The following is a 13,015-nucleotide window of genomic DNA, read 5'->3' on the forward strand; positions in this document are numbered from 1 at the left end:
TTATGAGTTTAGATTTAAATGTAAGATATTCAGATAAAGATTTAGCCGAATTTAAAGCGCTAATACAAGAGAAAATAGTGAAAGCACAGCACGATTTAGAGCTAATTAAAAGTGCGTATATGAACGACCATAGTAATGGTACAGAAGATACATCACCTACTTTTAAGGCTTTTGATGAAGGAAGTGAAGTAATGAGCAAAGAATCTAACTCTGCCTTGGCAATTAGACAAGAAAAATTTATTCGCGATTTAAAAAACGCTTTGATTAGAATTGAGAATAAAACTTACGGTGTTTGTAGAGTTACAGGTAAGTTAATTGCCAAAGAACGTTTAAAATTAGTGCCTCACGCTACCTTAAGCATTGAAGCTAAAAACATGCAATAATAATTTTTTAAATTATATATTTGAAACGTCTCATTTTTTTGAGACGTTTTTCATTTTTAAAAACACGTATCCAATCGTAATTCGTAATTTATTTCATGTCCCTAAAAAAATCAATTGTTCTAATTATTATTATTTTACTCATAGATCAAATAAGTAAAATATATATAAAAACACATTTTAAACTCCAAGAAAGCATTGAGGTTTTTAGCTGGTTTCAAATCTATTTTATTGAAAATGATGGTATGGCATGGGGAACAAAAATCAGCGATTTTGTGTCTTTTATTTCAGATCGTTCCGCAAAAATATTTTTAACGGTATTTAGAATTGTTGCCATTTTTGGTATAGGTTATTGGTTGTACGATGCCACAAACAAAAAAGCTTCAAGAATATTAATACTGTCCATTGCATTAATATTTGCAGGCGCTTTGGGCAATATTATAGATTCTGTATTCTATGGTGTTATATTTGAAGATAGTTTAAATCAAGTAGCCACCTTTTTACCTGAAACAGGAGGTTACGATGTTTTGTTGCACGGTAAAGTGGTGGATATGCTTTACTTTCCTTTGTTTAAAGGCTATTTGCCCGAATGGATCCCATTTTACGGTGGTAGGTTTTTTACCTTTTTCGAACCCGTTTTTAATGTTGCCGATATGGCCATAAGCACTGGGTTTATTATGCTTATTGTTTTTAATAAGAGGGCGTTTCCGAAGAAGTAAATTTATTTTTAACTTAAATTAATGTGAAGTTTTTATGTATAGCAATATTAAAACTTTGGTATCAATTGTTTGTTTGATTTTTGTTTTTATTATTTCTTGTACTACTGATGATATAGACTCTACTAAGAGTATTTTGAAATATGCCAAAAAGGAAAATTTATATGGCGTGTGGTCTATTTATAAAGTAGAAAGCCAAGGAAGAACAGCAGATGTGCCAGTGAATATACAAGAATGTGGCCGCGATTTTTTTATTTACAGAGAAAATCAAGAGTATGATGAGTTTTTGTTTCAAGAATCTGCAACCTGCAAGCCAACTCAAAATAAACTAAAATGGGCATTGAATAATGGGATCATTACCTTATCCGATTTTGAAAATACAGGTTCCCAAATAGTTACAATTAATAGTTTAAGTGCTACTAATTTTGTTTTTACCGCAATGCTTGATTTTGATGGAGACAATGTTAACGAACCCTATACATTTACAGCTTACAGGTATTTACCTCCAAATGAATTTGATATTTATACATCGTCTTTTACTAGGGTAGAAGAACCTATGTTTTCTAGTCATATTGAGTTTAAATGGAACCAGTATAATGGTTATAATTCATTCATAAAATATGAAATATTCCGAAGTAATGACGGCTGTTCTGTAAACTCGGCACAATTAATTAAAACGATTGAAGATGTTAATTTAACTAGTTTTATAGATGAAAATCCGCCTGTAGCAGGAAGTTTTTGCTACTTCTTGAAAATTTATACCGATGAAGGGTTGTTAGGTGAAAGTAATGCATGGTATATAAACACAGAATCTATCATTCCTAAAAATGTTGCTATTGTAAATTCCAGTTATAATGATAATTCTATTACAATTTCTTGGGAAAAATATACCGGATACTACTTTTCACATTATGAAATTCGGGTACAAGACCAAAATACAAGCTCAAGCTATAACGTTCAAACCGTTAAAATTATTGAAGATGTAAATGTTACAAGCTTTACAGATTTTAATCCACCCTATGTAAACAACCCGGTTTACTCCATTTATGTTCATAATATTTTTGGGAATAGTAGCCCTTTGGATATGACTAAAAATATGATTAAAATTGGTTTTACTAGAGATGAAATACTAGATTTTAATAATTTTAAGTTTTTGAGTTTTGATGCACAGAGTAAATCGTTTTTCTTGTATGGGAAGTCTATTAAAAATGAAATGAGACTTGTAAAGTATGATTATTTAAATAAAAAAATAGCCGCGGAAGCTTTTAAGATGCCTACTAGTTCTACAGATACAGAAATGAAACTGATAACTTCGGAAAACGGAAAAGAACTTCTTTTTGTTCAAGGAGGCGATTTGTGGGTATATGATGCAAGTAATTTGATATATAAGTATGCGTTAAAACCTAACAATTCTTTAGTTAATAGTTTCGCTTATTTAAGTAATAATATTTGGGTGGTTGCTGATGGTGATTACGTTAAAACTTATAAAAGGAATGGAAGTGAATTTTTAAAAATAGATGAAAAATTACACTTTCCAGACCACCAAGGAAGCTTTAACTATGAGATTACTAAAATGGATGCAAATACTATTTTATTAAGCCATAATAATGAAGGCAGAGCTATTCAATATACAATTAATTCTGAAGGACAAATAACAAACAATGGCATTAAACAGTTGCCGATGTATGCTAGATACAACAGTGATATTGCTGTAAATAATTCCAGTAACCTAATTTTAAATAAAAACAGAAATACAATTTATTCATCGGTAAATTATTCGGTGGTTGCAAGTTATCCGAATCCAGTAATAACATTGAATTTTAATAAATTAGGAACTAAGATTTTTGGAACTAATAATGATGTTGGCACAAATGGTAATTATAATCATTTTAAAAAGGAGCTTGTGGTTTATGATATCAGCAACCAAGGGTTGTCTAAACTTGCAACAAAAGGATATCCTTTGTATGTAGCTGAAGATGATGTAGGAAATATTGTAAGCCTGTCTTCTGGATTTCCAAGAACACGGTATTATGACTATCGCACAAGTGATGTTGCCGATTTGTTTGTTGAGATTATCAAATAAATCTCGTTAAACCTTAAAAAGATAAAAAAGAATTAAAATCGATAAATGGTTTTTGGCATTACGCAATAATCCAACCTAACATCACTTTCAAAAACATCAGTAATCTCATTTTCAGCTTCAAAAAAAGATAAGCCAATTTTAATGGTTTCGGGTTTGCAATTGGCTAAAAAACGATCGTAAAAACCTTTGCCATAACCCACACGGTTTCCTTGTTTATCAAAAGCTAAAAGCGGTATAAAAACCACTTCTATTTTATCGTTGGAAATTTCAATGCCATCAACAGGTTCAGGGATATTGTAACTGTTTTTTTTAATAACGGTATTATCTGTTAGAAGAAAGTTTGTCATTAAACCCGTTTCAAAATCACTTTTAGAAATAACAATATGCTTGTCTTTTCCCGAAAGGATATTCAGAATATAATCGGTATTTACTTCTTTGTGTTCTTCAATAGCTAAAAAAACATGATAGAATGCATGTTCCCAAATAGGTAATTTTAAAAGTTGATTGGCAATAGCTATACTTAAATCGTCAATTTGGGTTGTTGACAACGCATTACGAAGCTTTTTATATTTTTTCCGTAATTCGGCTTTAAGCATGTGTTTCTATCGTTTAAGTTTTGTGGAAATATGAAATAAAGCATCCCCCTGGTAAACAATGGGCGATTCGTTCACATTAATTATATATCCTGAGTTTTGGGCTTTTACGGCTTGGTTTAATTTGCCATAGGGGTCGGTTATGTATCCTAAAACATCGCCTTTTTTTACATGGCTGCTAATGGCAATAGTGGCTCTAAACATGCCCGAAAAACTAGCACGTTGCCAACGGCTTTCATTAATAAAAACGGTGTCTTTTTTTGGTTTAGTAGCTTTAGCTTGCGAGTTTAGCATCCCTAAATGTTTTAAAACACGTTTTGAACCATTAACGCCATGGTTGGTAATATTCTCATCTATGTGAAACGATTTACCGCCTTCAAAAAGCAACATGGCTTTTCCTAATTTGTAACAGCTGTTTCTAAACGATTTATTTAAGTTTTTAGAATACAAAACGAAGGGTGCAGCAAAAACCTTAGCCAACTCGTTAAGATGTCTGTTTTCTTTTGAAATACGTATTTGAGGTGCGTTAAAACGTCCGGAACCACCTGTATGAAAATCGATAATACAATCTACACAGGGCACAATATCGTGTATGAGTTTATGGGCAACCCTACTGGCCAAAGAGCCATCAACCGTACCCGGAAACACACGGTTTAAATCCCTGCCATCGGGAAACTCGCGTTTTAAGTTTATAAATCCAAAAACATTGATGACGGGAATGCAAATAATGGTACCAATTTTTGGTTTGTTAATGCCACTGGCTATGAGTTGCCTAACAATTTCAACACCATTTACTTCATCACCATGAATGCCTGCAGTGAACAGCACGATAGGCCCTGGTTTTTTAGCGCGTTCAATAATAATGGGAACGTTTACGGGTGATGAGGTGTGAAGATTGGCAACATCAAAATCAATTTCTTTGCTTTCGCCGGGATATATTTTGGTGTCTAGAATAGTTAAAATATTGTTCACTAAAGTCATACGAAACCTAATTTATTTTAACGCTGGTGTCTGTTTTTTTCAATGTACGTGATGATGCTTTTGGCAATATTTCTACCTGTAGCTTCTTCAATACCTTCTAAACCGGGTGTAGAATTTACTTCTAAAAGCAACGGTCCACGTGCCGATTGCAGCATATCAACCCCACAAACAGGAAGTTTAAGAACACGCGATGCGTTCATAGCCAATTTTAATTCTTGCTCATCTAGTTTTATAACTTGGGCTGAACCGCCACGATGTAAGTTTGAACGGAATTCACCTTCTTTCCCTTGGCGCTTCATGGCGCCTACAACTTGCCCATCTACAATTAAAGCGCGTAAATCGGCACCTTTGGCTTCTTTTATGAATTCTTGAACGATAACACGGGCTTCTAAACCATTAAAAGCTTCTAAAACCGATTCGGCAGCATTTTTGGTTTCAGCTAAAACAACCCCCAAACCTTGTGTGCCTTCCAGTAATTTTATAATAACGGGTACACCGCCAACATGCTCTATCACTTCTTCAACATCACGTGAGTAATTGGTAAAAACGGTTTTTGGCATGCCAATTCCGGCTTTGCTCAAGCGCTGTAAACTGCGGAGCTTGTCCCTAGAACGCTGTATGGCATCGGACGTTGCGATGGTGAACACATTCATCATTTCAAACTGTCTTACTACTGCACACCCGTAAAAGGTGATGGAGGCGCCAATTCTAGGAATTACGGCATCAACATAATCTAAATAGCGGTCTTTGTAATATATGGTTGGTTTTTCCCTTTCAATAATAATATCGCATTTTAAGGGGTCTATCACTTCAACTTTATGGCCTCGTTTTTCACCTTCTTCAACAAGTCGGTCGGTTGAATATAGATTAGAATTTCTTGATAATATGACTATGTTCATAGGGGTTTTGTGTTATAGGAAACGTTTTCTAAATCTACATCAACCAGAAATTTCCGTTTTAAAAATTGCCTGCCAATTAGCACAGGAAATCTCATGTCATTACGTGTGCTTAAAGTTAGATTAATCTTATAAGTTTTTCCAAAAAAAATGACTTCAGATTTTATTTTATATCGGTTTTCTTTCAATCCGTTGCTACTTTTTACAACGGTGCTCGAGTATTCGTTAAAAATAATCTCGGTTTTTCCAAAATTTTGATGCTTATCACTGTTAAAAATGCATCGTAATGTGTTGTTATCTTCAATAATTTCATCATAATGAATGGTAGATGTATAAGCGCCCGTATCAACTTTAACATCAATATTGAATAGACCCAATTTAGGGAAATCTATTTTATCAACTCTACCAATTACTTTTTTGTTCATTTTATGGTTTTAAAATGTGCTGCAATGTAACGAATAGTTAGGTAGCTTCAAAAGTTTAACAGATTTATGCAGGCGTATTTTATCAATAAAAAATTAAAATAATTACCTTTACGTTAATGGATAAACCTACTTTAGAAATACAATTACAAACCTTACCAAATCAACCAGGGGTGTACCAGTATTATGATGCTGATGGCACTATTCTTTACGTTGGAAAAGCCAAAAATTTAAAGAAGCGGGTTAGTAGTTATTTTACAAAAACACACGATAATGGTAAAACGCGTGTGCTGGTGAAAAAAATTGACACCATCAAGCACATTGTGGTAGATACGGAAACCGATGCCTTGTTGTTGGAAAACAACCTCATTAAAAAGTATCAGCCCAAGTATAATGTAATGCTGAAAGACGACAAATCGTACCCTTGGATTTGTATAAAAAACGAGCGTTTCCCTAGAGTGTTTTCTACCCGCCGTGTTTTTAAGGATGGCTCGGAATATTTTGGCCCCTATACCAGCATGAAAACGGTTCATACCCTGTTGGATTTAATAAAAGGGCTGTATTCGTTGCGAAATTGCAATTATGATTTAGCTGAAAATAAAATTGAAGCAGGCAAGTATAAAGTGTGTTTAGAATTTCATTTAGGAAATTGTAAGGGTCCTTGCGAGGGTTTGGAAACCGAACAGGAATACAACGAAAACATTAAGGACATCAAAGAAATTTTAAAAGGAAATTTTAAAGATTCGTTGCAGCAATTTAAGCTTCAAATGAAACAATATGCTGAAGACATGCGTTTTGAAGAAGCTCAAAAAATTAAGGAAAAGATAGAAATTCTTGAAAATTACCAAGCAAAATCAACCATTGTAAACCCAAAAATCAGCAATGTAGATGTATTTTCCATAATGAGCGACGAAAGTTACGGGTATGTCAATTTTTTACAGTTATCTTACGGATCCATCATCCGTTCGCATACTTTGGAAATTAAGAAAAAATTGGATGAAACGGATGTTGAGTTGTTAGAGTTGGCAATTACAGAAATTCGTCAACGTTTTCATTCAAAATCAAAAGAAATATACGTGCCTTTTAAAGTGGAATTGGGTGAAGGCATTAAAGTAACCGTGCCACAATTGGGCGATAAAAAACACATATTGGATTTATCGCTTAGAAATGCCAAATATTACCGTATGGAAAGGTTCAAACAGGATAAAATTGTAGATCCTGATAGGCACGCCAACCGCATTATGGCACAAATGAAAGCCGATTTAAGGTTGCATGAAGAACCACGACATATAGAATGTTTCGATAACTCGAACATTCAAGGAACCAACCCCGTTGCTGCTTGCGTGGTTTTTAAAAACGGAAAGCCCAGTAAAAAGGATTACCGCCATTTTAATATTAAAACGGTAGAAGGTCCAGACGATTTCGCATCCATGGAAGAAGTGGTATACCGCCGTTACAAACGCATGTTGGATGAAGAGCAACCCTTGCCACAACTCATCATCATAGATGGAGGGAAAGGGCAATTATCATCAGCCTTAAAAAGTTTGGATGCATTGGGTTTGAGAGGAAAAATAGCAATCATCGGAATTGCAAAGCGTTTAGAAGAATTATTTTACCCAAACGATCCAATTCCACTATATTTAGATAAAAAAAGCGAAACGCTAAAAGTCATACAACAATTACGAAATGAAGCGCACCGTTTTGGAATAGAACACCATAGGAATAAACGAAGCAAAAGTGCGTTAAATACAGAGTTGGAAACAATTCCTGGCATAGGTGAAAAAACGATTGTAGAGTTGTTTAAACATTTTAAATCGGTAAAACGTGTTGCCAATGCAAAATTAGATGAGTTAGAACCAGTTGTTGGAGTATCTAGAGCTGAAAAAATATATAATTACTACCATAATAAATAGAACATTCAAAATTAACACATGAAATATATTTTAACCTTAATACTGTTTTTTGTTTGTTTTGAGGGAATTTCTCAAGACACGGAAAACGACGGGGTTAAAGTTGGTTTAGTGTTAAGCGGAGGAGGTGCCAAAGGGTTGGCGCATATTGGTGTTTTAAAAGTAATTGATAGTCTTGGTGTAAAGGTAGACTATATTGCAGGAACAAGCATGGGTGCTATCATTGGAGGGCTTTATGCTTCAGGTTATACAGGAAATCAGCTCGATTCAATTTTTAGAGTCATAGATTTCGATAATTTAATAAATGACGATTTACCAAGAGATTCGAAAGCATTTTATGAGCGTGATAATTCTGAAAAGTATGCCGTAACATTACCGTTTGAAAATTTTAAAATTAAATTACCTTCTGCATTATCAAGAGGTCAAAACACCTATAGTTTATTTTCAGAACTCACATTACATGTTAGTGAAATTAACAATTTTAGTAAGTTGCCTATACCATTTTTCTGTATTGCTACTAATATAGAGACAGGACAAGCCGTTATGTTGGATTCGGGTAATTTAGCGCAATCTATGATGGCAAGTGGTGCATTACCATCTTTATTTCAGGCAGTTATCATTGATGGTCAAGTGCTAATTGATGGTGGGGTGGTTAATAATTACCCAGTAGATGAGTTGCGTGCCAAAGGCATGGACGTAATTATTGGAGTAGATGTGCAAGATGGGTTGGCAACCAGGGAAGAATTAACATCGGCACCAGATGTGTTGGTTCAAATAAACAATTTCAGGACGATTAATGATATGAAATTGAAGATTAAGAAAACCGATATTTATATTAAGCCGGATATTAAAGATTATTCCGTGGTATCTTTTAGTGAGGGTTCAAAAATTATTGAAAATGGTAAACAAGCTACTATTGAAAAAGCGCATGTTTTAAACAAATTGGTTGCTAAAAATCAAATACAATCAGGCCTAAAATCAAAAGTTAATTATGCTGCAAACGATAGTATTACTATTAATAACATAGTTATAAAAGGAAATAAAAAATATACCAGAGCGTATGTTTTAGGTAAGCTGAAATTAAAAAGTAACGAAAAAATCAGCTACAAAAAATTCAACAAAGGCATTAATAATTTGGTAGCTACAAACAACTTCGATTCTTTTGAATACGAATTAAATAGAAGCGAAGATAAAGAAGGCTATGATTTAATAGCGAATTTAAACGAAACCAAAACCACCACCTTTTTAAAACTAGGAATACATTATGATGATTTGTATAAAAGTGCCGCACTAGTTAATTTCACAAAAAAAAGATGGTTGTTTGATAACGATTTGGCTTCGTTGGATGTTATTTTAGGTGATAACGTACGCTATAATTTTGAATATTTTATTGATAATGGTTTCTATTGGAGTGTTGGTTTAAAATCCAGGTACCATCAATTTAATAAGGATATTAGCGCAAAACTACTGTTAGACGATGCTCAATTAACGGGTTCAGAGTTAAACAAAATTGATGCGAAATTACAAGATCAAACCAATCAAATATATGTACAAACCTTATTTAGAAAAGATTTTGCTTTAAGTGCTGGTTTAGAACACAAACGCCTGGAAATAAAAACACAAACACTTACAACCAACAATAGAACCAATCGTTTTGTTTTCGAAAGCACCGATTACTTAAGTGTTTTTGGCGGGTTAAAATTAGATACTTACAACAATAAATATTTTCCAAGTAGAGGCGTGTATTTTGATGGTGATTTACATATGTATTTATACGCATCCTCATTTAATGAAACTTTTGAGAATTTTTCACTTGCAAAGGCAGATATGGGTTATGCCTTTAGTGTTTCAAAAAAATTGGCTTTTAATTTACAAACAGGAGGCGGCTTTAAAATTGGCGACAGATCAACCCAAGCTTTAGATTTTGCTTTGGGAGGAAATGGCAATAATTTAATAAATAACTTTATTCCGTTTATAGGCTACGATTATATTTCCCTTACTGGGAATAGTTTTGTAAAAGCATCTTTAACTGCCGATTATCAACTATTTAAAAAGCATCACATCACTTTAGAAGGTAACTGGGCAAATGTTGATGATAATATTTTTGAAACAGGCGAATGGTTCACGTTACCCGATTACAGAGGTTACGCCTTAGGTTACGCCATCGAAACGTTTATTGGTCCAATTCAAGCAAAATGCAGTTATTCACCAGAAGAAAACCAGAGCTATTGGTTTTTTAATGTTGGTTTCTGGTTTTAACAAATTCTTAAACTATCTCCGTAATTTTTTCACGATATTTGTTAGGTTATGCAACATTTTTGGCAAGACTTATTACTATTTCTGCACTTCCTTATCAAGAGAAATCCTGAATAAGCCTACTTTATTGTATCTTTATATGTAATTGATTTTTAGTTCAATGTCACCTTGGGCACAGTCGAAGGGCTCAACTTTGAACATTATACTTTTAACTTTTAAATTTTTAAAGTATGCCTTTTTATCATAAATTAGGAAGTATTCCACATAAACGCCATACCCAATTTAGAAAACCAGATGGCAGTTTGTATTCCGAACAGTTATTTGGCACTATTGGGTTTGATGGCATGTACACTAATAGCTACCACGAGCAACGACCCACGCAAGTAAAAGAAATAAAAAAACAATACAGTATAGCGCCTAAAATAGCCAAAGCAAACAACATACAGTCGTATAAGTTGAAAGGCTTTCAAATAAAACCAGAACACGATTATTTAGAAAGCCGAAAAACAGTATTGGTAAATAAAGACTGTGCCATTATTTTAGCGGCACCTAAACAAGCAACCCAAGACTATTTTTATAAAAACACTGATGCAGATGAATTAATTTTCATCCATAAAGGTTCGGGAAAACTCCGAACCATGTTAGGGAATCTCGATTTTAAATACGGTGATTATTTGTTGGTGCCACGAGGTGTTATTTATAAAATAGATTTTGATACGGAAGATAATAGGCTGTTTATTGTTGAGTCGCGTCGCCCCATTTACACACCAAAACGTTATCGTAATTGGTTTGGGCAGTTGTTAGAACATGCGCCGTATTGTGAACGCGATATCCGTAAGCCACAAGAACTAGAAACCCATAACGAAACGGGCGACTTCCTAATAAAAGTAAAAAAACAAGACGATATTATAGAAATGGTGTACGCATCGCACCCTTTTGATGTAGTAGGGTACGATGGTTACAATTACCCGTATGCATTTTCCATTCACGATTTTGAACCCATAACGGGGCGCATCCACCAACCGCCACCAGTGCATCAAACTTTTGAAACCGATGCCTTTGTGGTGTGTAGTTTTGTACCGCGACTTTATGATTACCATCCACTTTCCATACCTGCACCATATAATCATAGCAATATAGATAGTGATGAGGTGTTGTATTACGTAGATGGCGATTTTATGAGCAGAAACGATGTTGAAGCGGGTTACATCTCGCTACATCCCGCAGGTATTCCGCATGGGCCACATCCAGGAGCTACCGAGCGTAGCATAGGAAAAACCAAAACCGATGAACTTGCAGTTATGGTAGATACTTTTAAGCCGCTTATGGTAACCGAAGAAGGTATGAAAATTGCCGATGAGGATTATTATAAATCGTGGTTGAAGCCTCCCCTAACCCCTCCAAAGGAGGGGAACTGATTACTCATGATTTGAGTTTTTAGCGAGAAGTATTTCAATGAAATAAAACAGTATAAATAAAATACTCAATTACCCTGCTTGAGTTTCTCCCCTTAGGGGAGATTTAGAGGGGCTTATACTATGTATACATTAGAAAAAATATTCGAAGGTGCACAAGATTTTTTGCCACTTCTAGGAACCGATTATGTAGAATTCTACGTGGGCAATGCCAAACAAGCAGCGCATTTTTACAAAACAGCGTTTGGTTTTCAATCGTATGCTTATAAAGGTCTGGAAACAGGTTCAAAAGACCAAGTAAGTTATGTGCTTAAACAAGATAAAATAAGGTTAGTTCTTACTACACCTTTAAACAGCAAATCACCCATAAATGAGCATATAGTTAAACATGGTGATGGTGTAAAAGTCATTGCACTTTGGGTTGAAGATGCTAAAAAAGCGTATCAGGAAACCACTAGTAGAGGTGCAAAATCATATATGGAACCTATTGTTGAAAAAGATGAACATGGCGAAGTAGTACGAGCAGGTATTTATACCTATGGAGAAACGGTACATATGTTTGTAGAGCGTAAAAACTATAAGGGTACATTTTTACCAGGTTTTAGAAAATGGGAATCTGAATACAATCCAGAACCTGTGGGTTTAAAATATATAGACCATATGGTTGGCAATGTTGGTTGGGGGCAAATGAATACGTGGGTAAAATGGTATGAAGATGTTATGGGTTTTGAAAATTTTTTGTCATTTGATGATAAGCAAATACATACCGAATACTCTGCTTTAATGAGCAAAGTGATGAGCAATGGCAATGGACGCATAAAATTCCCGATAAATGAACCCGCAAAAGGAAAGAAGCGTTCTCAAATTGAAGAATATCTCGATTTTTACGAAGGCGCAGGCGTGCAACATATAGCGGTTGCAACCGATGATATTATAACAGCAGTGAGTCAGTTAAAATCAAGAGGTGTCGAGTTTTTATCAACTCCACCCGAAGCTTATTATAAGGCAGTGCCACAGCGTTTACACGAGCATAATCATGAATTGCGTGAAGATATCGAAACACTTAAAGGCTTAGGTATCATGATTGATGCCGATGAAGAAGGCTACCTATTACAAATTTTTACAAAACCTGTAGAGGACAGACCAACATTATTCTTCGAGATTATTCAACGTATGGGAGCAAGGGGTTTTGGTGCAGGAAATTTTAAAGCACTTTTTGAATCTATAGAACGCGAACAGGCCAATAGAGGAACGCTTTAGCTTTCTGTTTGCACAACTTCATATTAAAATATTTCGGATAGTTTTTTATAAATACAGTAACAAATTAACGTTATGGTCTTCTTTTAAATTGAAACGGTAAAAG

Annotated in this window: 11 protein-coding genes; 7 read left to right on the forward strand and 4 right to left on the reverse strand. The window is 34.4% G+C overall.

The features are described from left to right. Window positions 1–2: 2 nt before the first annotated feature. The 3 genes from ACGK9U_RS09660 to ACGK9U_RS09670 all read left to right on the forward strand — a co-directional run bounded on the left by ACGK9U_RS09660 (window position 3) and on the right by ACGK9U_RS09670 (window position 3,179). Complete coding sequence (locus ACGK9U_RS09660) at window positions 3–383, forward strand: TraR/DksA family transcriptional regulator (RefSeq protein ID WP_394466170.1); 381 nt, start codon at window positions 3–5, stop codon at window positions 381–383. A gap of 95 nt (window positions 384–478) precedes the next feature. Beyond that, a complete protein-coding gene (locus ACGK9U_RS09665) occupies window positions 479–1,099 on the forward strand; it encodes a lipoprotein signal peptidase (RefSeq protein WP_394466171.1) in 621 nt (206 codons plus the stop codon). Between the two features lie 55 nt (window positions 1,100–1,154). Next, window positions 1,155–3,179, forward strand: a complete 2,025-nt coding sequence (locus ACGK9U_RS09670) for a hypothetical protein (RefSeq protein WP_394466172.1) — start codon at window positions 1,155–1,157, stop codon at window positions 3,177–3,179. Between the two features lie 32 nt (window positions 3,180–3,211). Here the strand turns inward: ACGK9U_RS09670 and ACGK9U_RS09675 are convergent, their stop codons facing one another. The 4 genes from ACGK9U_RS09675 to ACGK9U_RS09690 are packed head-to-tail and all read right to left on the reverse strand — an operon-like array spanning window position 3,212 to window position 6,074. Further along, on the reverse strand, window positions 3,212–3,775 hold the full coding sequence (locus ACGK9U_RS09675) for a 5-formyltetrahydrofolate cyclo-ligase (protein ID WP_394466173.1): 564 nt from the start codon (window positions 3,773–3,775) through the stop codon (window positions 3,212–3,214). Between the two features lie 6 nt (window positions 3,776–3,781). Beyond that, entirely contained in the window at window positions 3,782–4,753 is a 972-nt protein-coding gene (locus ACGK9U_RS09680) for a succinylglutamate desuccinylase/aspartoacylase family protein (protein WP_209652436.1), read from the reverse strand. A gap of 17 nt (window positions 4,754–4,770) precedes the next feature. Then, the gene (gene rimK, locus ACGK9U_RS09685) at window positions 4,771–5,652 is read right to left on the reverse strand and encodes a 30S ribosomal protein S6--L-glutamate ligase (RefSeq protein ID WP_209652434.1); all 882 of its coding nucleotides are present in this window, start codon (window positions 5,650–5,652) and stop codon (window positions 4,771–4,773) included. Continuing rightward, window positions 5,649–6,074 carry an ATP-dependent zinc protease gene (locus tag ACGK9U_RS09690; RefSeq protein ID WP_394466174.1) on the reverse strand — a complete coding sequence of 142 codons (426 nt, stop codon included), beginning with the start codon at window positions 6,072–6,074 and terminating at the stop codon, window positions 5,649–5,651. Before ACGK9U_RS09690 ends, rimK begins: the two co-directional genes overlap by 4 nt. Before the next feature lie 116 nt (window positions 6,075–6,190). Between ACGK9U_RS09690 and uvrC the strand changes: the two genes are divergently transcribed. The 4 genes from uvrC (at window position 6,191) to hppD (ending at window position 12,912) form a co-directional block, all read left to right on the forward strand. Then, complete coding sequence (gene uvrC, locus ACGK9U_RS09695) at window positions 6,191–7,984, forward strand: excinuclease ABC subunit UvrC (RefSeq protein WP_394466175.1); 1,794 nt, start codon at window positions 6,191–6,193, stop codon at window positions 7,982–7,984. Window positions 7,985–8,002: 18 nt separating this feature from the next. Beyond that, window positions 8,003–10,240: a patatin-like phospholipase family protein gene (locus ACGK9U_RS09700; protein ID WP_394466176.1), complete on the forward strand. Its 2,238-nt coding sequence runs from the start codon at window positions 8,003–8,005 to the stop codon at window positions 10,238–10,240. Between the two features lie 227 nt (window positions 10,241–10,467). After that, a complete protein-coding gene (locus ACGK9U_RS09705) occupies window positions 10,468–11,655 on the forward strand; it encodes a homogentisate 1,2-dioxygenase (protein WP_394466177.1) in 1,188 nt (395 codons plus the stop codon). 120 nt (window positions 11,656–11,775) lie between these two features. Continuing rightward, window positions 11,776–12,912 (forward strand): 4-hydroxyphenylpyruvate dioxygenase, encoded by a 1,137-nt coding sequence (gene hppD, locus ACGK9U_RS09710; protein WP_394466178.1) that lies wholly within the window; start codon window positions 11,776–11,778, stop codon window positions 12,910–12,912. The last annotated feature ends 103 nt before the right edge of the window (window positions 12,913–13,015 follow it).

This window comes from Mariniflexile sp. HNIBRBA6329 (assembly GCF_043558645.1).
In the GTDB taxonomy this organism is placed as follows: Bacteria; Bacteroidota; Bacteroidia; order Flavobacteriales; family Flavobacteriaceae; genus Mariniflexile.

Excerpts from the sequence above, each read along its gene's own strand:
- ACGK9U_RS09660 (WP_394466170.1), top strand. The coding sequence starts at position 3 with ATGAGTTTAGATTTAAATGTAAGATATTCAGATAAAGATTTAGCCGAA.
- ACGK9U_RS09665 (WP_394466171.1), top strand. The coding sequence starts at position 479 with ATGTCCCTAAAAAAATCAATTGTTCTAATTATTATTATTTTACTCATA.
- ACGK9U_RS09675 (WP_394466173.1), bottom strand. The coding sequence starts at position 3,775 with ATGCTTAAAGCCGAATTACGGAAAAAATATAAAAAGCTTCGTAATGCG.
- ACGK9U_RS09680 (WP_209652436.1), bottom strand. The coding sequence starts at position 4,753 with ATGACTTTAGTGAACAATATTTTAACTATTCTAGACACCAAAATATAT.
- rimK (WP_209652434.1), bottom strand. The coding sequence starts at position 5,652 with ATGAACATAGTCATATTATCAAGAAATTCTAATCTATATTCAACCGAC.
- ACGK9U_RS09690 (WP_394466174.1), bottom strand. The coding sequence starts at position 6,074 with ATGAACAAAAAAGTAATTGGTAGAGTTGATAAAATAGATTTCCCTAAA.
- uvrC (WP_394466175.1), top strand. The coding sequence starts at position 6,191 with ATGGATAAACCTACTTTAGAAATACAATTACAAACCTTACCAAATCAA.
- ACGK9U_RS09700 (WP_394466176.1), top strand. The coding sequence starts at position 8,003 with ATGAAATATATTTTAACCTTAATACTGTTTTTTGTTTGTTTTGAGGGA.
- ACGK9U_RS09705 (WP_394466177.1), top strand. The coding sequence starts at position 10,468 with ATGCCTTTTTATCATAAATTAGGAAGTATTCCACATAAACGCCATACC.
- hppD (WP_394466178.1), top strand. The coding sequence starts at position 11,776 with ATGTATACATTAGAAAAAATATTCGAAGGTGCACAAGATTTTTTGCCA.